The 25,738-nt window shown below is 65.9% G+C and carries 23 protein-coding genes; 11 read left to right on the top strand and 12 right to left on the bottom strand.

Features of this window, described 5'->3' with window-relative positions; all coding sequences use genetic code 11:
* Nucleotides 1–42 precede the first annotated feature (42 nt).
* Nucleotides 43–999, bottom strand: a complete 957-nt coding sequence (locus DY467_RS15620) for a CobW family GTP-binding protein (RefSeq protein WP_164637314.1) — start codon at nt 997–999, stop codon at nt 43–45.
* Entirely contained in the window at nt 996–2,639 is a 1,644-nt protein-coding gene (locus DY467_RS15615; protein ID WP_164637312.1) for an amidohydrolase, read from the bottom strand. Before DY467_RS15615 ends, DY467_RS15620 begins: the two co-directional genes overlap by 4 nt.
* 238 nt (nt 2,640–2,877) lie before the next feature.
* Here DY467_RS15615 and pdxR point away from each other — a divergent pair, with 238 nt between their 5' ends.
* On the top strand, nt 2,878–4,419 hold the full coding sequence (gene pdxR, locus DY467_RS15610) for a MocR-like pyridoxine biosynthesis transcription factor PdxR (RefSeq protein WP_164637310.1): 1,542 nt from the start codon (nt 2,878–2,880) through the stop codon (nt 4,417–4,419).
* A gap of 119 nt (nt 4,420–4,538) precedes the next feature.
* On the opposite strand, the gene DY467_RS15605 is transcribed toward pdxR, so the two are convergent.
* Nucleotides 4,539–5,327: a sulfite exporter TauE/SafE family protein gene (locus DY467_RS15605; RefSeq protein WP_164637308.1), complete on the bottom strand. Its 789-nt coding sequence runs from the start codon at nt 5,325–5,327 to the stop codon at nt 4,539–4,541.
* Between the two features lie 8 nt (nt 5,328–5,335).
* Nucleotides 5,336–6,847: an aldehyde dehydrogenase family protein gene (locus tag DY467_RS15600; protein ID WP_164637306.1), complete on the bottom strand. Its 1,512-nt coding sequence runs from the start codon at nt 6,845–6,847 to the stop codon at nt 5,336–5,338.
* A 211-nt stretch (nt 6,848–7,058) separates the two neighbouring features.
* Here DY467_RS15600 and DY467_RS15595 point away from each other — a divergent pair, with 211 nt between their 5' ends.
* Both DY467_RS15595 and DY467_RS15590 read left to right on the top strand, forming a co-directional pair.
* Nucleotides 7,059–7,466, top strand: a complete 408-nt coding sequence (locus tag DY467_RS15595) for a nuclear transport factor 2 family protein (protein ID WP_107342369.1) — start codon at nt 7,059–7,061, stop codon at nt 7,464–7,466.
* Complete coding sequence (locus tag DY467_RS15590; RefSeq protein ID WP_164637305.1) at nt 7,463–8,857, top strand: NAD(P)/FAD-dependent oxidoreductase; 1,395 nt, start codon at nt 7,463–7,465, stop codon at nt 8,855–8,857. The genes DY467_RS15595 and DY467_RS15590 overlap by 4 nt, the downstream gene beginning before the upstream one ends.
* A 126-nt stretch (nt 8,858–8,983) precedes the next feature.
* Here the strand turns inward: DY467_RS15590 and DY467_RS15585 are convergent, their stop codons facing one another.
* The gene (locus DY467_RS15585; RefSeq protein ID WP_179906238.1) at nt 8,984–9,292 is read right to left on the bottom strand and encodes a hypothetical protein; all 309 of its coding nucleotides are present in this window, start codon (nt 9,290–9,292) and stop codon (nt 8,984–8,986) included.
* 384 nt (nt 9,293–9,676) lie between these two features.
* Here DY467_RS15585 and rfbB point away from each other — a divergent pair, with 384 nt between their 5' ends.
* The 7 genes from rfbB (at nt 9,677) to DY467_RS15550 (ending at nt 18,085) form a co-directional block, all read left to right on the top strand.
* Nucleotides 9,677–10,738 (top strand): dTDP-glucose 4,6-dehydratase, encoded by a 1,062-nt coding sequence (rfbB, locus tag DY467_RS15580; protein ID WP_164637303.1) that lies wholly within the window; start codon nt 9,677–9,679, stop codon nt 10,736–10,738.
* 25 nt (nt 10,739–10,763) lie between these two features.
* Entirely contained in the window at nt 10,764–11,321 is a 558-nt protein-coding gene (gene rfbC / locus DY467_RS15575; protein ID WP_164637301.1) for a dTDP-4-dehydrorhamnose 3,5-epimerase, read from the top strand.
* A gap of 4 nt (nt 11,322–11,325) precedes the next feature.
* Nucleotides 11,326–12,219 (top strand): dTDP-4-dehydrorhamnose reductase, encoded by an 894-nt coding sequence (rfbD, locus tag DY467_RS15570; protein WP_164637299.1) that lies wholly within the window; start codon nt 11,326–11,328, stop codon nt 12,217–12,219.
* Nucleotide 12,220: 1 nt separating this feature from the next.
* Complete coding sequence (gene rfbA / locus DY467_RS15565; RefSeq protein ID WP_164637297.1) at nt 12,221–13,096, top strand: glucose-1-phosphate thymidylyltransferase RfbA; 876 nt, start codon at nt 12,221–12,223, stop codon at nt 13,094–13,096.
* 95 nt (nt 13,097–13,191) lie between these two features.
* The gene (locus tag DY467_RS15560; RefSeq protein ID WP_164637295.1) at nt 13,192–14,082 is read left to right on the top strand and encodes a hypothetical protein; all 891 of its coding nucleotides are present in this window, start codon (nt 13,192–13,194) and stop codon (nt 14,080–14,082) included.
* A 90-nt stretch (nt 14,083–14,172) separates the two neighbouring features.
* Nucleotides 14,173–16,452, top strand: a complete 2,280-nt coding sequence (locus DY467_RS15555; RefSeq protein WP_164637292.1) for an ATP-binding protein — start codon at nt 14,173–14,175, stop codon at nt 16,450–16,452.
* The gene (locus DY467_RS15550; RefSeq protein WP_164637291.1) at nt 16,445–18,085 is read left to right on the top strand and encodes a potassium channel family protein; all 1,641 of its coding nucleotides are present in this window, start codon (nt 16,445–16,447) and stop codon (nt 18,083–18,085) included. Before DY467_RS15555 ends, DY467_RS15550 begins: the two co-directional genes overlap by 8 nt.
* Nucleotides 18,086–18,091: 6 nt before the next feature.
* On the opposite strand, the gene DY467_RS15545 is transcribed toward DY467_RS15550, so the two are convergent.
* The 6 genes from DY467_RS15545 to DY467_RS15520 all read right to left on the bottom strand — a co-directional run bounded on the left by DY467_RS15545 (nt 18,092) and on the right by DY467_RS15520 (nt 24,051).
* A complete protein-coding gene (locus DY467_RS15545) occupies nt 18,092–18,916 on the bottom strand; it encodes a phosphodiesterase (protein ID WP_164637289.1) in 825 nt (274 codons plus the stop codon).
* The gene (locus DY467_RS15540) at nt 18,913–19,737 is read right to left on the bottom strand and encodes a metallophosphoesterase (protein WP_164637287.1); all 825 of its coding nucleotides are present in this window, start codon (nt 19,735–19,737) and stop codon (nt 18,913–18,915) included. The genes DY467_RS15545 and DY467_RS15540 overlap by 4 nt, the downstream gene beginning before the upstream one ends.
* 64 nt (nt 19,738–19,801) lie before the next feature.
* Nucleotides 19,802–21,082, bottom strand: a complete 1,281-nt coding sequence (locus DY467_RS15535) for an ABC transporter substrate-binding protein (protein ID WP_164637285.1) — start codon at nt 21,080–21,082, stop codon at nt 19,802–19,804.
* A 29-nt stretch (nt 21,083–21,111) separates the two neighbouring features.
* Complete coding sequence (locus DY467_RS15530) at nt 21,112–21,948, bottom strand: carbohydrate ABC transporter permease (RefSeq protein WP_107342382.1); 837 nt, start codon at nt 21,946–21,948, stop codon at nt 21,112–21,114.
* Nucleotides 21,945–22,904, bottom strand: a complete 960-nt coding sequence (locus tag DY467_RS15525) for a carbohydrate ABC transporter permease (protein ID WP_164637283.1) — start codon at nt 22,902–22,904, stop codon at nt 21,945–21,947. Before DY467_RS15525 ends, DY467_RS15530 begins: the two co-directional genes overlap by 4 nt.
* Nucleotides 22,897–24,051 (bottom strand): ABC transporter ATP-binding protein, encoded by a 1,155-nt coding sequence (locus tag DY467_RS15520; RefSeq protein WP_164637281.1) that lies wholly within the window; start codon nt 24,049–24,051, stop codon nt 22,897–22,899. Before DY467_RS15520 ends, DY467_RS15525 begins: the two co-directional genes overlap by 8 nt.
* 127 nt (nt 24,052–24,178) lie before the next feature.
* On the opposite strand from DY467_RS15520, the gene DY467_RS15515 reads away from it, so the two are divergent.
* Nucleotides 24,179–25,057 (top strand): LysR family transcriptional regulator, encoded by an 879-nt coding sequence (locus tag DY467_RS15515; protein WP_107353752.1) that lies wholly within the window; start codon nt 24,179–24,181, stop codon nt 25,055–25,057.
* A 5-nt stretch (nt 25,058–25,062) separates the two neighbouring features.
* On the opposite strand, the gene DY467_RS15510 is transcribed toward DY467_RS15515, so the two are convergent.
* The gene (locus tag DY467_RS15510; RefSeq protein WP_349627646.1) at nt 25,063–25,728 is read right to left on the bottom strand and encodes an ABC transporter ATP-binding protein; all 666 of its coding nucleotides are present in this window, start codon (nt 25,726–25,728) and stop codon (nt 25,063–25,065) included.
* Between the last annotated feature and the right edge of the window lie 10 nt (nt 25,729–25,738).

The raw sequence follows: 25,738 nt of genomic DNA, 5'->3' as shown, positions 1-25,738 counted from the left end.
AAGCCGCGTGGCTTTCGCGGGGAGAAACTGGCAGGGCGGGCGTCACGACAGCGCTCCGGCCGGCGCCAAAGCGCGGTCGAGGATCGCGTCGAGTTCGGACGGCGGCGGCAGATCGGCGGTGCCGACGCCGACCAGCACGATGCCGGGCTCGGCCGGTCCGGCATCGGCCGGCGACAGGCTCCAGACGCTCTCGACCATCTGAAACACTTTGACGTCGTCTTCGCCGGCGAGGCGGCACGAGCCCTTCAGCCGCAACAGCTGCGGCGGCAACTTGTCGACCGCACAGGCGAGCCGGGCACGGTCGAACCGGCCGGCGCGGCGATACGCCCAGCTCTTGAAGGTGGCGCCGTGATCGATCGCCGCGGCATCTACCGCGTCGGCCCGGAAACCGCTCGACGACGCAACCGTCTCTAGCTCCGCCAGCGTCGGCATCGCGCCTTGCGCGGTGTCGACAATGCGCACGTCCGGGCGCAGGCCGCGCACCGCGGCACGCGCGGCGGCCAGAGCTTCTGCAGTCACCAGATCGGTCTTGTTCACGAGGACAATGTCGCAGCGCTCAAACTGGCCGCGCACGGTGTCGCCGACCTTGGAATCGTCGATCAGCTGCGCAATCCGGCTGGCGTCGGCCAACACGATCACCCGATCGAGCCGCAACGACGGTTCGATCAGCGCAATCTCCGCGATCTTCCATGGATCGCCGACACCGGAGGCTTCGATCACGATTCGCTCGAACGGCACCGCGGCGTCGAGGACCTGGCACATCGTGTCGATGAAGCTGGTGCCGATGCTGCAGCAGATACAGCCGTTGGTCAGCGTCATCGTGGTGCCGTCGTGACTCTGGATCAGCGTCGCGTCGACATTGACTTCGCCGAAATCATTGACCAGCACGGCCGTCCGAGGGCCGCCGCTGCGTAGCAGATGGTTGACGAAGGTGGTTTTGCCCGCGCCGAGAAAGCCGCCGATCACCGTGACTGAAATGGTCGCGGATGCTGCCGTCATGCGCGGGGCGCCTCCTTGATCATGCCGCCGATCACGGTGCCCCAGACCGCGATCTCCTTCAGCCGCTCCGGCGGAACGGCCAGCGGATCCTCATCGAGCACGACGAAGTCGGCATATTTGCCGGTTTCGATGCTGCCGACCAGATGATCCATCTTCAAAGTATAGGCTGCGCCGATGGTGATTGCAGCAAGCGCCTGCTCGGTGGTGAGTGCTTCGGTATCCCGGCCCAGCACACGCCCGCTCGACGACACGCGATTGACCGCACACCATGCGGTGAACAGCGGCGCCAGCGGCGTCACCGGTGCGTCGGAGTGGATCGCGAACGGCACCCCGATCCGCTGGGCGGTCCCGGTCGCGTCGAGCCGCGCTGCACGCTCCGGCCCCATCGTCAGCTCGTAGTGCGCATCGCCCCAGTAGTACAGGTGGTTGGCGAACAGATTGGCGCAAACGCCGAGATTCTTCATCCGCCGGAACTGCGCGGCGCTGGCCATCTGGCAATGCTGTAAGGTGTGGCGATGATCGGGACGAGGCGCGACGATCTGCGCGGCCTCGATCGCATCGAGCGCCACTTCGGTGGCCTCGTCGCCGTTGGTGTGAATGTGAAGCTGCACGCCGGCGCGGTGATAAGCTTCGACCAGCCGCGGCAGCTCTTCGGGCGCGATGTACCACAGGCCGTTGGCGGCACCGTTGTGATAGCCGGGCCAGCGCAGCCGTGCGGTGAAGCCCTGGATCGAGCCATCGACCACCAGCTTGACGATGCCGTAATGCAGCTTGTCGCTGGCGTGGCCGCGCAGCGTTTCCAACTTGGCGATCGCCTGTTCGGGCGTATGCGAGACCGCGGCCAGCGCCGGCACCAAGCGAACGCCGAAATCAGCCTGACTGGTCGCACTGCGATAGACTTCGATGGTCGGATCGGCGAGGTCGTTATGCAGGTCGGTAATCGTGGTGACGCCCTGCACGCAGCACGATGCCGCATAGCGCCGCACGTCCGCCTCGGTGATGGTACCAGCGAGCGGATTGTGGCCGAGCGCACGGAACAGCCGCATCCGCGCCGGAATGCCCTGCAGCTCGCCGCTCGCCAGGCCGTCGGCGCCGGCGACGACGCCCGAAATGTTGGTGGCATGCAGCAGCTCGGCGCGCTCGAGCGTCAGCGTGTTGACATTGTTGATATGGAACGAGGCGTGGACGACGAGGACCGGGCGCTTGGTCGACACCCGGTCGAGATCCTGCCGAGTCAGCATCTTGCCGCCGATATGCAGCGGATCGAAACCCCAGGCGTAGAGCGGCGAACCATCGTCGGGCAGCGCGGCTTCGGCCTGCTGCAGCCGCGCCACGATCGCCTCGATGTCCGGGACACCGGCCACTACTTTGCCTTCCGGCGAACGGCGGTCGAACGCGCCCACATAAGGCTGCTTCCACATCAGGCCTTCCATGATGTGGCTGTGGCCTTCGACGAAGCCGGGCATCAACACCTTGTCGGCGAAGCCGGTATCGAGCCGCGCGCCGCTTACCATCAGCTCGTCGGCACTGCCGGTCGCAACGATCCGCCCGTCTCGCACCGCAACATGCGTCGCGCTCGGCCGCGACGGGTTCATGGTGATAATCTTGCGGGCGGAATAAACGACGGTGTCGGACGGCACGCTTAGTCTCCAGGCTTGCGATTGCGAGCGTGAAGCGATCGTCCCCGTGGCACTAGCGCCAGATGCCGAGCACGAATGGAGCCAGGGCTACGCGCCAGCTGCCGCCTCCCATGGCTCGCTTCTTGCAGACGGTTTGTAAAAGCTTCATTCTCGCAATGACAGCCGTTTCGCGTCGTCGTGTCAGTCAGGGTATCGCGTCTTGGGAAAGCTAGCACAGCTCACATTCCGGGAGTCCACTGTGGCACGCACGCCTAACGGCGGTGCAATTGCCTCTTCAGATGCCGCCGCATTAGGCAAAGACGAGTTATTCTGGGGCGCGTTGTTTCGCGGCCTCAACCGCGGCGGCTCTTTCCTGCAATTGCAAATTCGCCAGATCATCGTGACGGCGATCGAGGATGGCCGGCTGCCGCTCGGCATGAAGATGCCGTCCAGCCGCGATCTCGCCACCGTGCTGAAGGTGTCACGTAACACTGTGGTGATCGCTTATGAGCAGCTCGTTGATCAGAACTTTCTAGTCTCGCGGCAGCGCAGCGGTTACTTCGTCGCCGGCCTGCCGAAGAAATTCGCCACCGAAACGCCCGGCCTCGCCGAGGTCACCAGCCGCGGCGACGAACACTGGGCCGATCGCTTCGCGGTGAGGCCGTCGGCGCATCGCAACATCGTCAAGCCGCTCGACTGGCAGACGCATCCCTATCCGTTCATCTTCGGTCAGTTCGATCCGAGTCTGTTTCCGACCAACGACTGGCGCGAAAGCGCCCGCGCAGCACTCAGCGTTCCGGAAATCAACAACTGGGCCCGCGACCTGATCGACGGCGACGATCCGGCGCTGATCGAGCAATTGCAGCTACAGGTGCTGCCGCGCCGCGGCATCCACGCCCGCGCCGACGAGATCATGATGACGATCGGCGCGCAGCACGCGCTGTATCTGATCGCGACGCTGTTCATCAACGGCCAGACCAAGGTCGGCATCGAAGAGCCGGGCTATCCGGACGCCCGCAATATCTTCCGGATGCTGACGCCCAACGTGGTGCCGCTTTCCGTCGATGGCGAAGGGCTGGTGCCGGACGCGACGTTCCAGAGCTGCGCGCTGGCCTATGTCACCGCCAGTCATCAGTGCCCCACCGCCGTGACGATGCCGCTGCCCCGCCGCGTCGAATTGTTGAAAGCCGCCGCGGGCGGCGATGTGGTGGTAGTGGAAGACGATTACGAAGGCGAGCTGATGCCGGAGACGGCGACGCTGCCGCCGCTGAAGAGCCTCGATCGCGCCAGCAACGTGCTCTATGTCGGCAGCCTGTCGAAGGCGCTGGCCCCCGGTTTGCGGCTCGGCTACGTCGTCGCGCCCGCCCCGGTGATCCGCGAACTGCGCGCGCTGCGCCGGCTGATGCTGCGGCATCCTCCGCTCAACAATCAGCGCGTCGCCGCGCTGTTCATCGGCCTCGGCCACTATCGGGCGCATCTCGCCCAGGTCGGCCGCGTGCTGCTGGAACGCGCCAAACTGCTCGACCAGCTGCTGCCCAAGCATCTGCCGAGCTGCAGCTTCTCACGCGGTCCAGGCTCGACCAATTTCTGGGTGACCTGCCCGACTTCGATCGACGCCACCGCTCTGGCGGAAGCTGCGCTCGAACAGGGCGTCGTGATCGAGCCCGGCGCCGTGTTCTCGATGGACGAGACCGCGAGCCGGCACTGCTTCCGGCTCGGCTTCTCGTCGATCCGCACCGACCGCATCGAGGTCGGCATCGAGCGGCTCGGCAAGGTGCTGGCGCAGCAGCTCGAGGGCTGATTAGACGTCGCCGGATCGCTGCGTGATTGCGAGGAGCGAAGCGACGAAGCAATCCAGAAGCTCCGTGCTCGGCACTGGATTGCTTCGCTTCGCTCGCAATGACGGGATAGGCGGAGCCCTCACATCAGCTCGGAGATTCCCTTCGCGGCGCTGAGCAGGGCGACGCCGCCGAGGCTGGCGATCGAGATATGGCGATGCAGCCGCTCGCTGCCGCGGCGGAAGCCCTGCTCGCCGATCCAGGTGCCGAACATCATCACCGGCAACGCCATCGCGGCCAGCCACAACACATTCACGGTTGCCAGACCCACCAGCGCGATGCTGGTGAAGCCGGCGATCGACGTGGCGAGGAAGAACACCAATAGCGACGCCCGCACCACCACGGCGGGAAACGGCCCCGACATGTAGTAGACGATCGCCGGCGGGCTCGGCATCGCGGCGAGGCCGTTGAACAGGCCGCACAGCATGCCGACGCCGGTCGTCACCGGCCGCGATGGAATCGCCTCAATGGCGAAGCCGCGGCCGAGCACGACCACCGCGGCGGCCGTAATGGTGGCGATTACGATCCGCGCCACCGGTGCCGGAGCGATGCTGAGCGCCAGCGCCCCGAGCGGCGAACCGATCACCGCGCCGACGATCAGCCAGCGTAGCGACGCCCAGTGGGCATCACGATGGTTGCGGCGAAGATCGTTCAGGCCGCCGAGCAGCTGCAGCAGCACGGCCACCGGCACGGCTTTGGCCGGAGCCATGAACATGCCCATCAGCGGCACGGCCGCGAGGGCAAAGCCGAACCCGGTGAAGCCCCGCAACAAAGCGGCCGCCAGCACCGCGCTCAGCACGCCGGCGATCGCCATCGGCGATGGCAGCGTCGACAGGAAGCTTGCGGATGCCTCGGCGATCAGCTCATGCATCGCCGTCGTCACCGCATATCGATGACGACGGTCTTTTTCTTGGTGAAGTGCTCGAGCATCGCCTCCAGCGACGCTTCCTTGCCGAGGCCGGATTTGCGGAAGCCGCCATAGCTGAGGTTCGGCTGGATGGTGAGGTTCTGGTTGACCTGAACGTAGCCGGCATCGAGCCGCTGCACGGTGCGCAACGCACTGCGCAGATCATTGGTCCACACCGTCGCGGCGAGGCCGAAGTCGCTGTCGTTGGCGCGGGCGATGACATCGTCCTCGTCATCCCACGGCTGCACGCAGACCACCGGCCCGAAGATCTCCTCGCGCATCAGCGGCGAATCCTCCGGCACGCCGGTGATGATGGTCGGCTGCAGGAACAGGCCGTCCTTCAGATGCGTCGCGCCGGGCAGCTCGCCGCAGCGGTCGACCTTGGCACCGGCGGTACGCGCGCCGAGATCTATGTAGGATTCGACCTTGGCCTTCTGCCGCTGCGAGATTACGGTGCCGATATCGGTCGCTTCATCCAGCGGATCGCCGATCTTCAGCTTGCTGACCGCCTCGCGCAGCGTCGCCACGAAAGCGTCGATCAGCGAGGCGTGGACGTAGATCCGGCTGGCCGCGGTGCAGCTCTGGCCCTGGCGGGTGAATCGCATGCCGGCGATCGCGCCGGCGATGACGCGCGTCATGTCGGCGTCGGGATAGACGATCATCGGGCTCTTGCCGCCGAGTTCGAGGCTGACCGGAATGATCTTCTTCGCCGCCATCTGATAGATCAGCTCGCCGACGGCCTGCGAGCCGGTGAAGGTCACCTTGGCGACGGCGGGATGCTCGACCAGCGCCGCGCCGCAGTCGCGGCCGGTGCCGCAGATCACGTTGAGCACGCCGTCCGGCAGAAGCTTCGCCATCAGCCGGGCCATTTCGATGGTCGCATACGGCGCTTCTTCGGAGGCTTTCACCACCACGGTGTTGCCCGCCACCAGCGCCGGGGCGATCTTCAGCATCATCAGCACCAACGGCACGTTCCACGGCAGAATCGCGGCGACGACGCCGAGCGGCTCGCGGCTCGTGTAGGTGAGGATCTGCGGATCGAACGGCAGCGTCTCGCCCTTCAGTTCCGACGCGAGGCCGGCATACATCGTGGTGATGTCGATCGCGGTCGTAACCTCGCCGCGGCATTCGGTGCGGATCGCCTTGCCGGTTTCGAGCGCCAGCACGGTGGCAATCATCTCGCCCCGCTCAGCGATTGCGCTCGCCGCAGCCGCTATCAGCTTGCCGCGCTGGCGCGCCGGCGTCGCTGCCCATCCCGGAAATGCTGCCGACGCCGCTTCCACTGCGCGAGCGACATCGTCGCCGGTCGCGGCCGGCGCCTTGCCGATCACTTGCCCGGTTGCAGGATCGATGACGTCGAGCGTGGCTCCGCCGACGGACGGCACCAGTGTGTTGCCGATCAGGTGACGGGCTTGGAGTTGCGAGATCACCTCCGTCACGGCGGGGGCGATGGCGGGATTGATGCGGGTGGCGATGTTGATCATCGCATCACCTTGGCGATCCGGCGTCCGCCGCGAAGGTCCAGCGCGGTCCAAGCCATTGGGCCAGACGCCAGCGCTTCGCGTCTGGTCCGCCGAGACCGCGCCATCTGGTTCTAAGGCAGCTGCGGCGGCTCGTGACACGCTTTGCATGAAGCTGCCGGCGGGTCCGCATCAATCACGGAAACGCTCGCGCGCCCACCACGATGGAATCGACATGTCCGATCTCGATACTCAGCGATTGCAGACGCTGCATCAGCTCTTCGACGCGTTCAACCGCCACGACGGCGCCGCGGTGATGGCCGCGATGACCGACGACATCGTGTTCGATGCCGCGGCCGGACCCGAGGCCTGCGGTCGCCGCATCGTCGGCACCGCCGATGTCCGCGCTGCGTTCGAGACGACCTTCACGACGTTTCCGGATGTGAGCTGGGAGTGCACCCGCCACGCCGTGTTCGGCGATCGCGGCATCTCCGAGTGGATCTTCCGCGCCACCACCAAGGACGGCGGCAAGATCGAGGCCGAGGGCGTCGATCTGTTCGGCTTCCGCGGCGACAAGATCTTCAGCAAGAGCGCCTTCCGCAAGGATCGCCCGGTGCTGCCGGCAGCGGGGGCATCGGCATGAACAAGCCCGTGAAGACCCCGCCGCTCGCCGCCTACGATCCGCATTACGATCCGCTGGTGAGTGAAGGTCCCGGCCGCAACCGCGACTACGCGCCGACCTACTGGACCGCGACCTGCGGTCCGCTGCCCGACGACGACGGCCCGATCAGCCGTGACACCGATGTCGATGTGGCGATCGTCGGCTCCGGCTTCACCGGCCTGGCGTCCGCCGTGTTCCTCGCACGTGAACATGGCATCAAGGCCGCGGTGCTCGAAGCCAATCGCGTTGCCTGGGGCTGCAGCACGCGCAACGGTGGCCAGGGCCAGAACGCCGCCGGCCGGTTGACGCGCTCGCAATGGATCGAGCGTTGGGGCCGCGATATCGCTCTGAAGCTGCACGCCGAAATCAGCGACGGCTTCGAGACGTTCGAAGAGCTGATCCGCCAGAGCCCGATCGACAGCGAGCCGCAGCGCGGCGGCCATCTCTACATTGCGCATCGCCCGCGCAACTTCGAGAAAATCGCGGCTGAAGCCAAGGTGCTGAGCGAGGTGTTCGGCGAGCCCACTAAGGTGATCTCCGCCGAGGAGCTGCGCCGCGACTACGTCAACGAGGCCGAGGCGGTCGGCGCGACGCTGGAGCCCCGCGGCACCGGTGTGCATCCCGCCAAACTCGCCTTCGGCTATCAGCAGATGGCCCGCGACCTCGGCGCCACCGTACATCCGGGCAGTCCGGTGATCGAGATCGAACACCGCGGCGGCGCGTTCTATCTCCGCACTCCGGGCGGCACCGTGAAAGCGCGCGCGGTCGGCATCGCCACCGGCGCCTACACGGCGCCCGGGCTGACGCCGCTGCTGCGCGGCCGCTGCATGCCGATCCTGTCGAACTCGATCGTCACCCGGCCGCTGACTCCGGCCGAACTCGAAGCCACCGGCTTCAAGACCAAGCTAGTGCTGACCGATACTCGCACCCTGCGTTATTACTACCGGCTGCTGCCGGACAACCGCATCCAGATCGGCAGCCGTTCCTCGATTACCGGCGCCGACGCCGATCATCCCAAGCACCTGCAGCTCCTGATCGACGGCTTGCATCGCAAATTCCCGGCGCTGCAAGGCATCGAGATTGATTACTCGTGGTGGGGCTGGGTCGACGTCAGCCACGACATGATGCCGCGAATCTTCCAGCCCGATCCGGCGCAGAAGCTGGTCTACGCACTCGGCTATGGCGGCAACGGCGTGTCGTATTCGGCCCAGGCCGGGCGCCGCATGGCGCAGATGATCGCCGGACAGCGCTTCAAGGGCCAAGATCTGCCGATCTTCACCTCGCCGCTGCCGACCCACACCTTCTCGCCGTTCCGCCGGATCGGCCAGCGCATGCTGTATCGCTGGTATCACTACCGCGACGAGGCGGCGTAAATCTCGCAAGGGCAGACCTGAACCGAACAGATGCGACCATGAAAAAACCCGGCAGGTTGGACCTGCCGGGTTTTTTGAATTTCGGAAGCTGCACCGACGAAAGCCGCCGGTGAGACAAGATGCCGATCAGGCAGCCTTCTTGAGCGGCCGAACCGTCGCCGTCTTGGCGCGGCGGACGTCGGTTGCGGGCTGCTTGGCGCGCTTGTCGAAAGCATCGCCAGCGGTCAGCACCACCAGGCCGGCGATCCCGGCGAACGCACCGGCCACAGCGACGGTGATCACCAACGGATAGCCGAAGGTGTAGATCAACGCGGCGCCGACCACGACGGCATTGAAAAGGAAGAAGTACGGCGCCTCCGGGCTGCCGTGCGCGGCATCCTTCACCAGCCAGCCGATGACGGGGATTTGGTAGAAGGCTTTCTTCAGGAAACTCAAGGCGCTGCTCCTCTGCCTGGACCGCTGCCATCTGAACGGGAGCATTCGCGGCTCCCGCGGCGGCCCCGCAGCGAGGGGGCGTGGCACTGCAAACTTTAGTCTATCGCAACGCAGAAATTGTCAATCACGAATGCGACGGATTTGCATCAGATGGGCGGTCGGAACCATGAAATCGGCAACTTTTCCGTGAACATACCGTGCCGCAACAGACGGAAGTTCCGCGGTAGGAACGGGCATCGGTGACCAGCTCGCAGTGAAGATGCGAACAGACCCTGGGCGGTAAGCATCGGAAGCCGTCTCAGGCGGATCTGCGGCCCAAACCGGCCAATGACAAGGTTCTGGCCCAAGGCTAGATTGCGCCCGCAACGACGCTCCAGGATATTGATGACAAAGCGTTTTCTCGTCACCGGCGGAGCCGGCTTCATCGGCTCTGCGGTGGTCCGGCGGCTGATCGGGACCACCCGGCACGAGGTGCTGGTGGTCGACAAGCTGACCTATGCGGGCAATCTCGATTCGCTGGCGCCGGTGTCGGACGATCCGCGCTTCCGGTTCGTCCGTGCCGACATCGTCGAACAGGGCACCATGCGGCTACTGTTCGAGGAGTTTTCGCCCGATGTGGTGATGCATCTTGCCGCGGAGAGCCATGTCGACCGCTCGATCGACGGCCCCGGCGACTTCATCCAGACCAACATCGTCGGCACCTATTCGCTGCTGCAGGCGGCGCTAGCGCATTGGCGTTCCCTGCCGCCGGCCCGCAAGTCCGGCTTCCGCTTTCACCACATCTCCACCGACGAGGTGTTCGGCTCGCTTGGTGCCGAAGGGCTGTTCCGGGAAGACACGCCGTATCAGCCGAAATCGCCCTACTCCGCCTCGAAGGCGGGGTCGGACCATCTGGTGCGGGCCTGGCACCACACCTACGGCCTGCCGGTGGTGATCACCAACTGCTCCAACAATTACGGCCCCTATCACTTCCCCGAAAAGCTGATCCCGCTGGCGATCATCAAGGCGTTGCACGGCGAAGCGATCCCGGTGTACGGCACGGGCGCCAACGTTCGCGACTGGCTGCACGTCGAGGATCACGCCGATGCGCTGCTGCTCGCCGCCGAGCGCGGCGAGATCGGCGAAAGCTACAATATCGGCGGACGCAACGAGCGCACCAACCTCGAAGTCGTGCAGGCGATCTGCCGCCTGCTCGACGAACTCGCACCCGATGCGGCGATCGGATCACGGGCAAAGCTGATCAGCTTCGTCACCGACCGCCCCGGTCACGACGCCCGCTACGCGATCGATGCCAGCAAGGTCGAGCGCGAGCTCGGATGGCGTGCGCGCTACACTTTCGACGACGGCCTGCGTCAGACCGTGCAGTGGTATCTCGACAATCGGACGTGGTGGGAGCGGGTCCGTTCAGGCGTGTACCGCGGCGAGCGCCTCGGCGTGGCGGTCTAACGGCGAACGGAGCAACAACAGGGTCATGCTAACAGTGACGTCCACCGCGATCGAGGCGGTGAAGATTATCACGCCGAGAGCATTCGCGGATTCGCGGGGCACGTTTTCCGAAACCTACAACAGGCAGCGCTTCGTCGATCACGGCATTGCGCTCGAATTCGTCCAGGACAACCAATCGATTTCGGCGGCAGCCGGCACCGTTCGCGGGCTGCATTTCCAGAGTGCGCCGTTTGCGCAGGACAAGCTGGTGCGCGTCGCGAAGGGCCGCATCCTCGACGTTGCAGTCGATTTGCGCCGCTCATCGCCGACCTTTGGCCGGTGGGTTTCCGAGGAATTGTCGGCCGAGGACGGCAAGCAGTTGCTGATTCCGATCGGCTTCGCCCACGGCTTCTGCACGCTCGAGCCCGACACGGTGGTAGCCTACAAGGTGACCAACTACTATTCGCCGCCGCATGATCTCGGCATCGCCTGGAATGATCCCGATCTCGCCGTGAGTTGGCCTGTCTCTGCCGGTCAGGCAGTGCTGTCGGACAAGGATCTGAAATTGCCACCGTTCGCATCACTGCCGAACTACTTCGAGTAGCGCGATGCGGATCGTCGTCACCGGCCGTCATGGTCAGGTCGCGCAGGCGCTCCACGAGCGCGCTGCGGGCACAAATGCCGAGATCATCCTCCTGGCCCGGCCGGAGCTTGACCTGACGCGCCCGAGCGAGATCGAAACTGCATTGATCGCACTCAAGCCGGACGCGATCGTCAATGCTGCCGCCTATACGGCCGTGGATCAGGCCGAAAGCGAGCCCGACCTCGCTTATGCGGTCAATGCGGAGGGCGCAGGCGCCGTCGCGCGCGCGGCCGCGAAACTCGGTGTGCCGATCGTGCAGTTGTCGACTGATTACGTGTTCGACGGCACCGGCGAGCGACCGTATCGCGAAACCGATCCGACCAACCCGCTCAGCGTCTATGGCGCCAGCAAGCTCGCCGGCGAGCGCGCCGTGGCGGAAGCAGCTGCTGATTACGCGGTGTTGCGGACCTCCTGGGTATATGGCCCGTTCGGCAAGAATTTCGTCCGCACCATGCTGGCCCTGGCCCGGCAGCGCGATGAGGTGCGGGTGGTCTGCGATCAGGTCGGCTCCCCGACCAACGCGCTCGATATCGCCGACGGGGTGCTGGGCGTCGTCCGGAATCTGCTGGCGGAGCCAACACGTTCCGATTTGCGCGGCATCTTCCACATGACTGCGGACGGAACCGCCACCTGGGCCGAGTTCGCCGAAGCGATTTTCGCCGCATCACGAGCAGCCGGCGGACCATCCGCGAAAGTGATCCCGATTCCGACCACGGAGTATCCGACCCCCGCCAAGCGGCCGGCGAATTCCAGGCTCGACGGCTCGGCGCTCGCCGCCGCTCACGGCATTCGCCTGCCGCACTGGCGGCAATCGCTGCAGCCGTGTATCGAGCGGCTGCTAGCGCAGGACGCGAACTGACATGATCACCAAAGGTATCATTCTGGCCGGCGGCAGCGGAACGAGACTGCATCCGATGACGGCTGCGGTGTCGAAGCAACTGATGCCGATCTACGACAAGCCGCTGATCTATTATCCGCTGGCCACGCTGATGATGGCCGGCATCCGCGACATCCTGGTGATCTCGACGCCGGCCGATCTGCCGCGATTCCAGCAACTGCTTGGCGACGGCGCCTCGTGGGGCATGTCGTTCAGCTATGCCGAGCAGCCGAAGCCCGAAGGGCTGGCGCAGGCCTTCGTCATCGGCGCCGATTTCGTGGCCGGCCAGCCCTCCGCCTTAGTGCTCGGCGACAATTTGTTCTACGGCCACGACCTGATCCCTCTGCTGCAGAATGCCGCGCAGCATCCGGAGGGCGCCACGGTGTTCGCCTATCAGGTCAGCGATCCGGAGCGTTATGGCGTCGTCGAATTCGATACCGATCAGGTCGCGCGTTCGATCGAGGAGAAGCCGGCACAGCCCCGCTCGAACTGGGCGGTGACCGGGCTTTATTTCTACGACCAGGACGTCGTCGAGATCGCAGCGAAACTGAAGCCCTCCGCACGCGGCGAGCTCGAGATCACCGACGTCAATCGTGCCTACTTGGAACGCGGCAAGCTGCGGGTCGAGAAGATGGGCCGAGGGTTCGCCTGGCTCGACACCGGCACGCCCGATAGCCTGCTCGACGCCAGCGAGTTCGTGCGGGTGCTCGAGAAGCGCCAGGGCTTCAAGATCTGCTGCCCCGAGGAGATCGCCTTCCGGTTCGGATGGATCGATGCGCGCCAGCTCGAACGTCTGGCGCAGCCGCTCGCCAAGAGCAATTACGGCGGCTACCTGCTCAAGCTGGCGGCGAACCCTTGAGCGGCGCAAGCCGCGTATCCGGACTTGCCTCGGCGGAGCGAAGCTGCTGAGGACAGCGGGCGCGCCCCCCCCCCCGCCAGAACAGAGACTTAGCCGTGCCGAAGAAGCTCTCCGACTACACCCTCGCCGACTGGAAGCGGCTGCGCCCGCTGTCGCAGGGCCTGAAGACCGCGCGGTATAATCGGATCGACCGGCGCTATCGGCAGCAACCCGCCAAGGTGGGAGATCCCGCCGCGGTGGCGAAGATGATCACCGGCCGGCGCGCGCTGTTCACAGTGGCGTATCAGGACCCGCAGGCGATCGACCTGCAGATACCGCTGATCCGGCTGTTCGTGCCCGATGCCATCTACATCGTGGTCGACAATTCGCCCGATGACGACCGCGCCGCCGAGATCGAACGGATCGCTAAGACTCACGGCGTCCCCTATCTGCGCGCACCCGATAATCCGTGGCAGAAGAGCAGCCGTTCGCACGGCATCGTGCTGAACTGGATCTGGCACAACATCATCCGGCCGGGCGCGCCGGAGATGTTCGGACTGCTCGACCACGATCTGTTTCCGACCGCGCCGGACGATCCGTTCGCGCCGCTCGCCACCCAGGACGTCTATGGTTACGTCCGCACCACCGAGCCCCCGAGCGAGCGCTGGTTTCTATGGGCCGGCTTCACCATGATGCGGTTCTCCGCGGTGCGCGACCTGCCGCTCGACTTCGGCCAGGACTGGTTCCTCGGCCTCGATACCGGCGGCGGCAATTGGGGGCCGCTGTACAGCAAGCTCGACCTTGCCAAGCTGCAGCAATCGCCGTCGCGCTTCGTGCCATACCGGGAAGGTCTCGCCACCTATGACGGGCCGTTTCAATGGTGCGGCAGCTGGCTGCACGAAGTCGGCCAGATGGGCGAGCCGGAAATCATGCGCGACAAGCGCCGGGTGGTGGTTGACCTGCTGACGCCGCATCTGGAAGCTGCGCGAAACCTGCCGTCGCGCTGATCCGGGTCAAGGCGTCCGCCACGGCACCATCACAAGCTGTGCCGCCGGGCAGATACTTGAGCGGATGGCGGGAGGCCGAGCGAGGACGTGATGGGTGAGGCCGACAGCGGCGGCATCGTCACCGCCAAGAATGTCGATCTGTCGAGCTGCGACCGCGAACTGGTGCAATATCCGGAAGCGATCCAGCCGCACGGCGCAATGCTCACGGTCGACGAGCAGTCCGATCGCGTGCTGCATGCCAGCGCCAATTGCGCGGCGTTCATCGGCAAGCCGCCGGAAACGGTGATCGGCGCCCCGATCGCTTCCGTGCTCGGGCCGGGCTGGCGCGAGCTGATCGGCTCGCTGCACCGGATGCCGCTCGACAGCGGACCGGTCAACATCGCCCGCGAGTCCTTCCTCGGCTCGGACCAGGGCTGGCATCTGTTCGCCCATCGCTGCGGCGGGCTGATCATCCTCGAATTCGAGAAAGCCGAATCGGAAGCCGCCGGTGCAGCTTCGAACCTTTACTCCGAAGTCCGCGCCGACCTCGCGGCGTTGCAGGCCACCGAAGGCGTGCAGCCGTTCTTCGATCTCGCCGTCGAGCAGATCCGCGCCTTCACCGGCTACGACCGGGTGATGGCCTATCGCTTTGCCGAAGACGGCAGCGGCCAAGTGATCGCCGAAGCGAGACGCGAGGATCTCGAACCATATCTCGGGCTGCATTATCCGGCGACCGACATCCCGGCGCCGGCGCGGCGGCTCTTCGCACTGAGCTGGGTGCGGCATCTGCCGGATGTCGGCTACACGCCGGTGCCGCTGCTCGCTGCCAGCTCACCGTTGGTCACCGGTCCGGTCGACATGAGCTTTGCGAGCCTGCGCAGCGTCTCGGTGATGTACACCGGCTATCTGAAGAACATGGGCGTGCAGTCGACGCTGGTGATGCCGCTGGTGAAGGAAGGCCGGCTGTGGGGCCTGATCTCGGCGATGCATCATGCGGCGCCCCGCCACATCTCGCATCAGATGCGGATGGCGGCGGAATTTCTCGCCCACACGCTGTCGCTACTGATGTCGGCCAAGGAAGACGCCGAGCAGTTTGAACGGATCAGCGCTCGCAAGGCAGCCGCGGATGAACTCACCCGCCTTCTGACCAACGAGGCCGACGTCGGCGCAACGTTACGCACGTCGGGCTCGCTCGATTTGCTGAATGCGATGATCGATGCCGGCGGCATTGTGGTGCTGTCCGGCGGCGACTTAGCAACCCGCGGTGACACACCAGCCCCCGGGCCGCTGCTCGAACTGACAAACTGGCTGCTCGATCACGCCGCGCCGGTGTTCGCCACTGATCGCCGGCCGGGCATCGATTCCGCCGCGCAAGCCGTCGCCAAACAGGCGAGCGGCGCGCTGGCGGTGCGGCCGCTGCCCGACCAGCCGATGCTGATCGCCTGGCTGCGGCCCGAGCAGATCGAGGACGTGCAATGGGCCGGCGATCCGCGCAAGCCGGTCGAAATCAGCGATGCCGACGGGATGCATCGGCTGCGGCCGCGCAACTCCTTCGCGCTGTGGAAGGAGAGCGTGCAGGGCCGCGCGGTGCCGTGGCGTGACGACGACAAGGACGCCGCCTCACGGCTCGCCACCGCGATCGCCGAGATCGTCGCGGCTCGCAAGGGACGGATCGAGCGTATCAATCGGGCGCTGGATGCATCGCATTCTGAGCTCAGCCGCTACACCGATGTCGCCTCCGCCGAACTCAAGGAGCATCTGCGCGGCATCCACCATCTCACCACCTCGCTGCGCCGGCGCCAAGGCGAGGTGCTGGATGAGGAAGGGCGCCAGCAGGTCGCCACCATCCTGAAACTGACGCAGCGGATGGACACGCTGGTCGATGCGCTACTCGACCGCAGCCGAGGCGGCAGCGAAGCAGCCTCCGAGACGGTCGACCTCGACGCCGTGCTCGATGACGCCCTGGCGCCGTTCGCGCGCCGGATCGCCGAAGACCGCATCGACGTGCGTCGGCCGATGCGGCTCGGCGCGGCGCAGGGCCACCGCGAATGGATCGGCGAAGTCTTCACCAATCTGATCGGCAACGCCATCCGCTACAACGACAAGCCGGAGCGCTGGATCGAAATCGGCGTCCACGACGGTCCGCCGCCGCGCTACTATGTGCGCGACAACGGCGTCGGGATCGCCGATGCCGACCAGCAATTGATCTTCCAGATGTTTCACCGCGTCGATCAGCCGGAGAAACGGGCCGACGGCGCCGGTGCAGGCCTCGCGATGACGCGCCGGATCGTGGCGCATCACGGCGGGCGGATCTGGGTGCAATCCCGCCCCGGCGAGGGCTCGACGTTCTATTTCACGCTCGCTCCCGCTGCGGAGCACGGCGATGCGTAGCATCGTCCGCCTCGGACTATCGCGGCTGCGCCCGCCGCTGATCCTGCTGGCGCTGGTGTTTACGCTGTCGACACTCGGCCTGATGCTGATCCCCGGGATCGATGCCGATGGACGCCCGTGGCGGATGACGCTGTTCGAGGCGTTCTACTTCGTCACCTACACGGCGACGACGATCGGCTTCGGCGAGCTGCCGCACCCGTTCACCGACGAGCAGCGCGGCTTCGTCACCATCATCATCTATCTGTCGGTGATCGGCTGGGCATGGCTACTCGGTTCGCTGCTCAGCCTGGTTCAGGAGAAGGCGTTTCAGCAGGCGCTGGTCGATCGCCGGTTTCGCCGCGCGGTCGAGAAACTCGATCAGCCGTTCTATCTGGTGTGCGGGCTCGGCGACACCGGCATGACCGTGGTGCACGCGCTGCGCCAGCTCGGCTGCCGGCTGATCGCGATCGACAAGGACGAACGCTCGGTACAGCAACTCGAGATCGAGGGGCTGAACGGCAAAGCGCCGGCGCTAGTCGCCGATGCCCGTTCGCCCGAAATCCTGACTGCCGCCGGCCTGATGAAGCCCGAATGCAACGGCGTGCTGACGCTGTGCAACGACGACGAGGTCAACCTCGCGGTCGCGATCGCGGCGTCGATCCTGCGGCCGGGCCTGCCGGTGATCGGCCGCGCCGATACCCAAGCGACCGCGGCGTCGATGAGTTCGCTCGGCACGCACCGGGTGATCAATCCGTTCCGCGAATTCGCCGAACACCTGACACTGGCGATGCGGGCCCCGGACGTCTACCGGCTGATCGCCTGGCTGACCAGCGCACCCGGCGCCTATCTGTTTCCGAGCGCGCCGGCGCGGATGCCGGCGGCGCCCGGACATTGGATCGTCTGCGGCTACGGCCGGTTCGGCCGCGAAGTCGTGGCCGCCGTGCAGCGCGGCGGCTTCACCGCGGCGGTAATCGATCCGGTCGGCTCACGGGTCGACGGTCATCACGCCGTCCACGGCCGCGGCGCCGATGTTGCGGCGCTGCACGAGGCCGGCATCGGCCATGCGTCAGGTGTCGTCGCGGGTACCGACGATGATGCCGAGAATCTGGCGATCGCGCTGGCGGCGCGGCGGCTGAAGCCCGAGATCTTCGTGATCGCCCGGCAGAACCAGCGTAGCAGCCGGATGCTGTTCGCCAAGCTCGGCGCCGACATCACCATGGTGCCAAGCGAGATCATCGCCAATCAGTGTCTGGCCGCGCTGCGCACGCCGCTGCTGGCGGACTTCCTCGAAGCCGCACGTCACCAGGATGCGTTCTGGGCGTTCACCCTGTCGGAGCGGCTGCGCGCCGCGCTCGGCAACGACACGCCGCAGTTCTGGAGCACGGTGCTCGACGCCGACCACGCACCGAACCTCGTCGGCAGCGACGGCGCGCTGAAACAGCCGCCGACGGTGGCGGAGCTTTCCGTCGATCCGGAGCATCAGGACGCCGCGCACCCGCTACGGCGGCGGGCGATCGTGCTGCGGCTGATCCGAGGCGACAGCACGATCGAGACGCCCGCGGACGATGTCGTGCTGCAGCCCGGCGACACGCTGCTGTGCGTCGGCTCCGCAGCCGCCGGCGCAACACAGCAGCGGCGGCTCGGAGGCCGCTGAGGCGCGTCAGAACGAGACGCGGTGCAGCGCGACGCTGTCGTGCAGCGAGAACAGCGGCCCGTCATACATGAACGAGCACTGGTGGATCACAATGCGGTCGGCCTCGACGCTGACATGGGCGTAGTCCGGCGGCTCGTGCGAGCCGGGGATATGGCCCTCGGCCACCAGATCGAACGCGACCTGATGCGCCAGCCCGCGCTGGATGTGATACGGGATGCCGCGCCACACGCCGGAAATCGGCCGGTGCAGGTGCCCCATGAACAGATAGTCCGGCTTGCGGGTGCGGGCGATCACCTCCCACTCCGCATCCGGATTGGCGAGCCGGATCGTATCCATGTAGCGCAAGCCGGTGTCGAACGGCGGGTGATGCTGGAACAGTAGCAGCGGCCGGTCGGCCGGCGCTTCCGCCAGCGCGTGTTCGAGGAACGCCAGCCGCGCCTCGCACAACAGCCCCTCGTGGTTCGGCGCGGCTTCATTCAGCGTGTCCAGCGTGACGATCGTCGCCGCCTCGAACACCTGCATGGTCTGCACGAAGCCGCTCGCATCGCGCGGCACGCCGGGGAAGAATTTGGCGAAGGCGTCACGCTTGTCGTGATTGCCCATCATCAGGATCGTCGGCGCGCGCAATCCCGCCAGCACCGAAGCCAGATTGTCGTAGGCCGGCTCCTCGCCCCAATGCGCCAGATCGCCGGTGACGATCACGAACGCGATGTCGGGATGCTCGCGGTTGATCCGCGCCACCGCGGCGGTGAGCCGCTCGGCGGGATCGAGCCCGTAGATACGACGGCCGCGGGCGACGAAATGCGTATCGGTGAGAACGACGAACTTCATCGCAGCATGGTCTCCCTATTCCAGGCGTTGTAGTCGGGCGAGCCCTCGACCCGGATCTCGCCGGTGTAGCCGAACTCGACCATGTGAACGGTGACGTAGTCGTCGCCGAAGAACACCACGCCGTAGGACTCCGGCAGGTCGGAAGCGCTCAGCATCCGGCGCTCCGAGAACAGCGGATAGCTGGCATGGTTGGTGCCGCGCAGCGAGCTGACCGGCACGCCGGCCACCGAGCCGGCCAGCGGCAGATGGCAATGGCCGAAGAAGATGTGGCGGATGCGGTCGCGATGCCGGCCGACGATCTGGCGAAACGCGCCATCGTCCAGCAGCCCGATCTGGTCCATCGGGCCGAGATGCGTCGGCATCGGATTGTGATGCATGAACAGCAGGAACGGCCCGGGATGTTCGGCGAGTTGCCGGGTCAGCCACGCCCTGCGCGTGTCGCAATAGCGACCCGCATGGGTGCCGGCTTCGGCGGTGTCGAGCATCAGGCAACGGCCGGCCGGGGTGTCGACCATGCCCTGCACCAGGCCGTACTCGTCGGCATAGTCCGGAAACACGCTCAGGAAATTCTCGCGGGAATCGTGATTGCCGATACACAGCCGCACCGGAATCGGGAACGCGTCAAGCTGCGCCTTCAGCCAGTCATAGTCGTCGCCGTCGCCCCAATCCGACAGATCGCCGGTGATCACCATCAGCTCGGCATCGTGATGGTCGCGCAGGATATGGGTCAGCGCCCGATCAAAATTCAGCCGCGGATTGCGGCCACCGATCGTGCCGCCCGGCGTGGTCAGGTGGATGTCGCTGAGGTGGATCAGTTTCATGGCCCGCTCCAGAACGTGACGCGACGGAGCGCGGTAAGCGCTCCGTCGCCGAGAGATTCGTCCGTTACTTGGCTGCGCCGACGGTCTTCGGCAGCAGGTTCTGGACGTCGCGGGTCATGTCGGCCAGCACCTCATCCGGCTCCTTGGCGCGGGCGCCGGAGACGATCGAGTTGAGATGGTCCTTGATCACGTCGGTGATCTTCAGGCCGTTGTCGCCGGGGAACGCGTACCACTTGGTCAGCAGCGCAAGCTGGCTGACGGCGGTGTAGTTGTTCGGGTTGTTGGCGTAGAAGTCCTTCAGATAGACGTCATTGGCGACCTTGTTGGGCGGCATGTAGCCGGTGGTCTCGGCCATGATCGCCGCACCCTTCGGGCCCGTCCAGAACTTCACCACTTCCCAGGCGGCATCGCGCTTGGCCTTATCCTTGGCGGTGATCAGCACGACATTGCCGCCGGCCGGCAGACGGCCGTTCGGCTTGACCACGTCCGGGAACGCGATGGTCTTCAGCGCGAACTTCCCGCCGATCATATCGGTGGTCTTCTTCAGGTCCGAGGTCGAGGTGATATGGATGCCGGTCTTGCCCGCCGCGAAGGTGGCGCGCATCGACGGCTGGTCGAGGTTCGGCATGCCGCCATCGGTGACCAGGCGGGCGATTGTGCGCATCGCGAACTGGCCTTCGGGGCCATCGAACGCGACCTTGGTCTCATCCGCATTCAGCATCGAGCCACCGCGGGCGAACACCGGCGCCTGCCACAGCCAGTTGCCGGTGATGTCCCAAGCATAGGTGATGCCGTTGGTGTCGGGGCCGAGCGCCTTGACCTTCTTGGCCAAGTCCAACAGGCCGTCCCAGGAGGTCGGCAGGTTGTCGACGTCGCCGCCGGCCTGCTTCACAAGGTCGAGATTGACATAGACGATCGGCAGCGAGATCGCGAACGGCAGCGCATAGACTTTGCCGCTGGCGGTGCCGATGTCGTACATCGCCTGATGGAAGCCCTGCTTGTCGAAATCCTTCTCGGCCGCGATGTAGCCGTCGAGCGGCGCCGGAATGGTCTTGTCGACCAGCACGCGGATGCGGTTCAGACCCTGAAAGGTGACGTCCGGCGGCTGATTGGTCACCGCCTCGCGCAGCACCTTCTGGGTGGCCTCTTCGTACGACTCGTAAGGCGCCCGGAACGTCACCTTGATCTCCGGATGCACCTTGGCGAATTCTTCGGCGATCCGCTTGTGGGTTTCGGTGAACAGCTCCGGATAGGGATATTGCAGCACCACCTCGGTCTGCTGCTGGGCGTGGGCGAAGCCGGCAACCAGCGACAGCGCGGCTGCGGCGATCCATCTCTTCATCATGCGAAGTCTCCTGTTCGGGTCGATGCGGGTTATTTCAGTCCGGTCAGCGTGATGCCTTCGATGAAGCGGCGCTGCGCCAGCAAGAACGCGATCACCAGCGGCGTGATGATCACCAGCGCCGCGGCCATCAACGGGCCGTAAGAGGTGCCCGCTTCGGCATTGCGGAAATGCGCCACCGCGAGCGGCGGCGTGTAGTATTGCTGGCTGTTGAGCACGATCAGCGGCCAGAAATAATCGTTCCAATGCGCCACCACCGAGAAAATGCCGAACGCCGTGACGGCCGGGATCGCGGTCGGCAGCATCACCCGCCAGACGATCGCGAATTCCGACATCCCGTCCATCCGCGCGGCGTCGAGCAGATCGTCCGGCACGGTCATGAAGAACTGCCGCATCAGGAAGATGCCGAACACCGAGATGGTGAACGGCAGCACCAGCGCCGCGTAGCTGTCGAGCGCGCCGAGCTGATGCAGCAGCAGGAACACCGGGATCGCGGTCGCCTGCGGCGGGATCAGGATGCCGAACAGCACCAACGCGAACAGCGCCTTGCGCCCCATGAAGCGCAGCTTGGCAAGCGCATAGGCGGCCGGCAGTGCGATCAGCACCTGGCAGGTGAAGATCGCAACCGTGACGATCACGCCGTTGAGCAGGAAGCGGCCGAGATCGGCCTTGCCGAACGCGGTGCGGAGATTGTCCCACAGCGCGAAATGGCGCGGGATCAGATGCAGATCGCTGGAGTAGATTTCGTCCGGCGGCTTCGACGCGGTCGACAGCATCCAGACGAACGGCGCCAGCATCAACACCGCGCCGAACATTAGAGCGGCGTGGCGAAAGCTCGAGCGGATCAGGCTTCGTCGCGCGGCGCTCATGCGTAGTGCACCTGCTTGGCGGCGAGCCGCGACTTCACCAAGGTCAGCAGCAGCACCAGGCCGAGAAACACCACGGTCACAGCGGCGGCATAGCCGGAGCGGAAGAACTCGAAGCCTTCCATGTACATGGTGTGGATTAGCACCTCGGTGGACTTCGACGGTCCGCCCTTGGTGAGGACGTGAACGGTGTCGAACACCTGAAACGACCGGATGCCGGTGATCACCACCACGAACAGCGTCACCGGCCCGAGCATCGGCCACGTCACCAGCCGGAACCGCGACCACGCACTCGCGGCGCCATCGATCTCGGCGGCGTCATAGAGATGCTTGGGGATCGACATCAGCCCGGCGAGGAACAGCACCATGTTGAAGCCGACCGCCTGCCAGATCCCGATCGCGCACAGCGCGTACAGCGCCGTGCCGCGATCCTGCAGCCATGGATGCGGCGCGAGGCCGACCATCTTGATCAGCCCGTTCACCAGACCGAACTGCGGATGCAGCATGAACTCCCACACGATCGCCATTGCGATCAGGGTCGCCATCACCGGCAGGAAGTAGATGGTGCGATAGAAGGCACGGAGATGCGTGCCGCTCTCGATCAGCATCGCCACGCCGAGGCCGAGCGCGACCGAGCCCGGCACCACGATCACCGCATAGGTCAGCGTATTGGTCAGCGAGATCCAGAACACCCGGTCGGCGAACAGCTGCTGATAATTGGCAAGGCCGATCCAGGCGAACGACGGCGCACCGAGCTGATAATCGGTGAACGACAGCGCGATGACGCCGGCGAGCGGACCGAGCAGCATCAGCAGCATCAGCGTGAACGCCGGCGCGACCAGACCGTAGGCGACGGTGCCGCGGCCACGGCGACGCGGCTTGGCGGACGCGCGCGCAGTCACGGGGGCGTCGAGATCGCGCAGCGAGACGGCGGCATCGGACAAGGTGACCTCAGACATGAGCCACCTCGCGGATCATCTCGACCGCGGCTTCGGTGCGGATCGCAATGCGCTTGCCGGCGGCGTCGAACAGCCGGATCGCTTCGGGCGCAAAGCCGAACCGCTGGGTGCTGCCGATCACCGGCAGCCGCAGTGGATCGTCGAGCCGGATCACCACCGGGTCGGTCAGCCCGTCACAGCCGAGATGCACGAACGCTTCGGCCCCCATGTTCTCGACGTGCACGACGACGCCGGACAGATCGCCGCCGCCGAGGCTCAGACGCTCCGGCCGGATCGCAACACGGCAGGCACCGGCGCTCGCCGTGGCGCGAGCAGCCAGCAGGCGATCGAGCATCACGATTCGGCCATCGGTCTGCACCGCACCCGGCAGCACGTTGATCTTGGGGCTTCCGATGAATTCGGCGACGCTGATATCGCGCGGATTGTCGTAGACGTCGCTCGGCGTGCCGACCTGAACCAGTTCGCCGCCGATCATCACGGCGATCCGGCCGGACATCGTCATCGCCTCGGCCTGATCATGCGTGACGTAGACAAAAGTCGCTTTGAGCCGGCGATGCAGCTGAGCGATCTCGGCGCGCATATGCACACGGAGCTTGGCGTCGAGGTTGGACAAGGGCTCGTCAAACAGGAAGCCGACCGGCTCGCGCACCAAAGCGCGGCCGACCGCTACGCGCTGGCGCTGGCCGCCGGAGAGCTGCCCGGGCTTGCGCGTCAGCAGCGGCGAGATTTCGAGCTGCGACGCGACGCGCTCGACATCGGCGCGGATGCTGCGTTCGACCCGGTAGCGGTTCGGGATCAGCCGGCCCAGCAGCGGCGCCCGCTCCAGTGCCGACAGACGCTTCATTCGCAGCGGCACCGCGATGTTGTCGAACACCGATAGATGCGGATACAGCGCGTAGGATTGAAACACCATCGCGAGGTTGCGCGCGCTCGGCCGGACGTGATCGACCGCAACGCCGCCGATCTTCACTTCGCCGGAGCTCTGCGGCTCCAGCCCGGCGATCACCCGCAGCAGTGTCGACTTGCCGCATCCGCTCGGGCCGACCAGCGACACGAACTCACCGTCGTGGATCGACAGATCGACGCCCTTGAGGACTTCGGTGTCGCCGAACGATTTGCGGATCGCGCTGAGCTCGATCTTCGCCATCACCTGTCCCCTGGCCTCGTTGCGATGCGGCACAGGGTTAAGGGCAGCGTCTGACAGTCACATAACGGTCAGCAGCTTGGCTTATGACCCTCACCAGGTTTCCTGGTGAGGCGGAGAAGCGGACGGGATGGCTCTGACGTCGGCGCGGGTGCGTGCCGTCAACGCCGTGTTCGATGCCGGCAGCTTTGCAGCCGCGGCGCGGCGGATCGGCGTGACGCAATCGGCGGTGGCGCAATCGGTGCGCGAACTCGAAGGAGAGTTCGGCGTGACGCTGTTCGAGCGGCACGGCGCCAACCTGATTCCGACCTCGCTGTGCCGGCAGCTCTACGGCGCCACCAGCCGGATGCAAGCGGTCGAGACCGACGCGCTGTCGATCCTGTCGCAGCGCGAGGAGCTGGCCGGCGGCGAACTCCGCGTCGGGCTGGGTAACTCGATGCCCGGCATGGCGCTGATCGCAACCTTCAAGCAGATGTACCCCAAGGTGCAGGTCGCGATCGAAATCGGAAGCTGGTCGGCGATCGTCGCTGCCGTGGTCGATCAGCGCGTCGATATCGGCGTGCTGCCGGACGTGCCGGCCGACCGGCGCTTCCGCCGCGAGATCTGCCTGGAGCAGCGCGTCGTGGCGCTGTGCCACCCGACCCACCCGCTGAAGAAGAAACCGCAGGTCTCGATCGCCGAGCTGATGCGCTATCCGCTGGTGTTCCGCACCCGCGATTCCTCAACACAGCGCGCCGTTGATCGCGCATTCCGCGCCGCTGGCCTGCGGCCGATTCCGTCGATCGTGGTCAACACCCGCGAAGGCATGCTGGAGGCGGTCGCCAACCATCTCGGTGTCGGCTTCATGTGGGAGCATGGCTCCAGCCGGGTCGACCGCATCGCCAAGGTGCCGATCGCCGAACTCGACGCCGAGTCGCCGGAGTGTATCTTCGCGCTGTCCGGCAAAAAGGGGCGGCTGGTCGAACTGTTCTTCCTCGCCAACGGCGCGCACTCACCGCCGCGCGAGTGAGGCGGTCAGTTGCCGGTGGCGGCCGCCACGAAAGTTCGCACGACGGCGCTGGCCGGATGACGCAGGATCTCGGCTGGCGCACCGACTTGCTCGATGTGACCTTCCGACAGGATGGCGAGGCGATCGCATTGCATCGCCTCCGGGCCATCATGGGTGACGATCAGCATCGTCAAGCCGCTGCGCGCATGGATGTCCCGCACGATCCGCCACAGCTCGGCCCGGACCAGCGCGTCGAGTGCGCTGAACGGCTCGTCGCAGAGGAGCAGATCCGGCTCGATCACCAATGCGCGCGCCAGCGCCACGCGCTGCCGCATGCCGCCGGAAAGCTGGCGCGGGTATTTGCCGGCATCGTCGCCAGAGAGGCCCACGTTCGCGAGCATCGCCCGTGCACGCTCGCGGCGCTCGCGCTTGTGCTGGCCAAGCGCGATCAGTGGAAACGCCACGTTGTCGATCGCGCTGCGCCACGGCAGCAACGCGGGGTCCTGAAACACCATGCCGAGCCGCGTGCTGCGGCGGTGCACCTCACCGGCGTCCGGCGTGATGAGTCCGGCCGCGAGCGCCAGCAGCGTGCTCTTGCCGCTTCCGGACGGCCCTATCAACGCGGTGATCGAACCTGCCTCGATGTCGAAATCGATGCCGCGCAGCACCGGCGCCTGATAGCCGAACCGCACACCGCGGAAC

This window comes from Rhodopseudomonas sp. BR0G17 (genome assembly GCF_010907025.1).
GTDB lineage: Bacteria > Pseudomonadota > Alphaproteobacteria > Rhizobiales > Xanthobacteraceae > Rhodopseudomonas > Rhodopseudomonas palustris_H.
Note: the sequence above shows the minus strand (reverse complement) of the source record. Positions and strands in the feature narration are given on the sequence as shown.

Excerpts from the sequence above, each read along its gene's own strand:
- DY467_RS15545 (WP_164637289.1), bottom strand. The coding sequence starts at position 18,916 with ATGAAGTTCGTCGTTCTCACCGATACGCATTTCGTCGCCCGCGGCCGT.
- DY467_RS15540 (WP_164637287.1), bottom strand. The coding sequence starts at position 19,737 with ATGAAACTGATCCACCTCAGCGACATCCACCTGACCACGCCGGGCGGC.
- DY467_RS15535 (WP_164637285.1), bottom strand. The coding sequence starts at position 21,082 with ATGATGAAGAGATGGATCGCCGCAGCCGCGCTGTCGCTGGTTGCCGGC.
- rfbC (WP_164637301.1), top strand. The coding sequence starts at position 10,764 with ATGCTAACAGTGACGTCCACCGCGATCGAGGCGGTGAAGATTATCACG.
- DY467_RS15595 (WP_107342369.1), top strand. The coding sequence starts at position 7,059 with ATGTCCGATCTCGATACTCAGCGATTGCAGACGCTGCATCAGCTCTTC.
- DY467_RS15600 (WP_164637306.1), bottom strand. The coding sequence starts at position 6,847 with ATGATCAACATCGCCACCCGCATCAATCCCGCCATCGCCCCCGCCGTG.
- DY467_RS15555 (WP_164637292.1), top strand. The coding sequence starts at position 14,173 with ATGGGTGAGGCCGACAGCGGCGGCATCGTCACCGCCAAGAATGTCGAT.
- DY467_RS15550 (WP_164637291.1), top strand. The coding sequence starts at position 16,445 with ATGCGTAGCATCGTCCGCCTCGGACTATCGCGGCTGCGCCCGCCGCTG.
- DY467_RS15605 (WP_164637308.1), bottom strand. The coding sequence starts at position 5,327 with ATGCATGAGCTGATCGCCGAGGCATCCGCAAGCTTCCTGTCGACGCTG.
- rfbB (WP_164637303.1), top strand. The coding sequence starts at position 9,677 with ATGACAAAGCGTTTTCTCGTCACCGGCGGAGCCGGCTTCATCGGCTCT.
- rfbD (WP_164637299.1), top strand. The coding sequence starts at position 11,326 with ATGCGGATCGTCGTCACCGGCCGTCATGGTCAGGTCGCGCAGGCGCTC.
- DY467_RS15620 (WP_164637314.1), bottom strand. The coding sequence starts at position 999 with ATGACGGCAGCATCCGCGACCATTTCAGTCACGGTGATCGGCGGCTTT.
- DY467_RS15520 (WP_164637281.1), bottom strand. The coding sequence starts at position 24,051 with ATGGCGAAGATCGAGCTCAGCGCGATCCGCAAATCGTTCGGCGACACC.
- DY467_RS15515 (WP_107353752.1), top strand. The coding sequence starts at position 24,179 with ATGGCTCTGACGTCGGCGCGGGTGCGTGCCGTCAACGCCGTGTTCGAT.
- DY467_RS15530 (WP_107342382.1), bottom strand. The coding sequence starts at position 21,948 with ATGAGCGCCGCGCGACGAAGCCTGATCCGCTCGAGCTTTCGCCACGCC.
- rfbA (WP_164637297.1), top strand. The coding sequence starts at position 12,221 with ATGATCACCAAAGGTATCATTCTGGCCGGCGGCAGCGGAACGAGACTG.
- DY467_RS15590 (WP_164637305.1), top strand. The coding sequence starts at position 7,463 with ATGAACAAGCCCGTGAAGACCCCGCCGCTCGCCGCCTACGATCCGCAT.
- DY467_RS15525 (WP_164637283.1), bottom strand. The coding sequence starts at position 22,904 with ATGTCTGAGGTCACCTTGTCCGATGCCGCCGTCTCGCTGCGCGATCTC.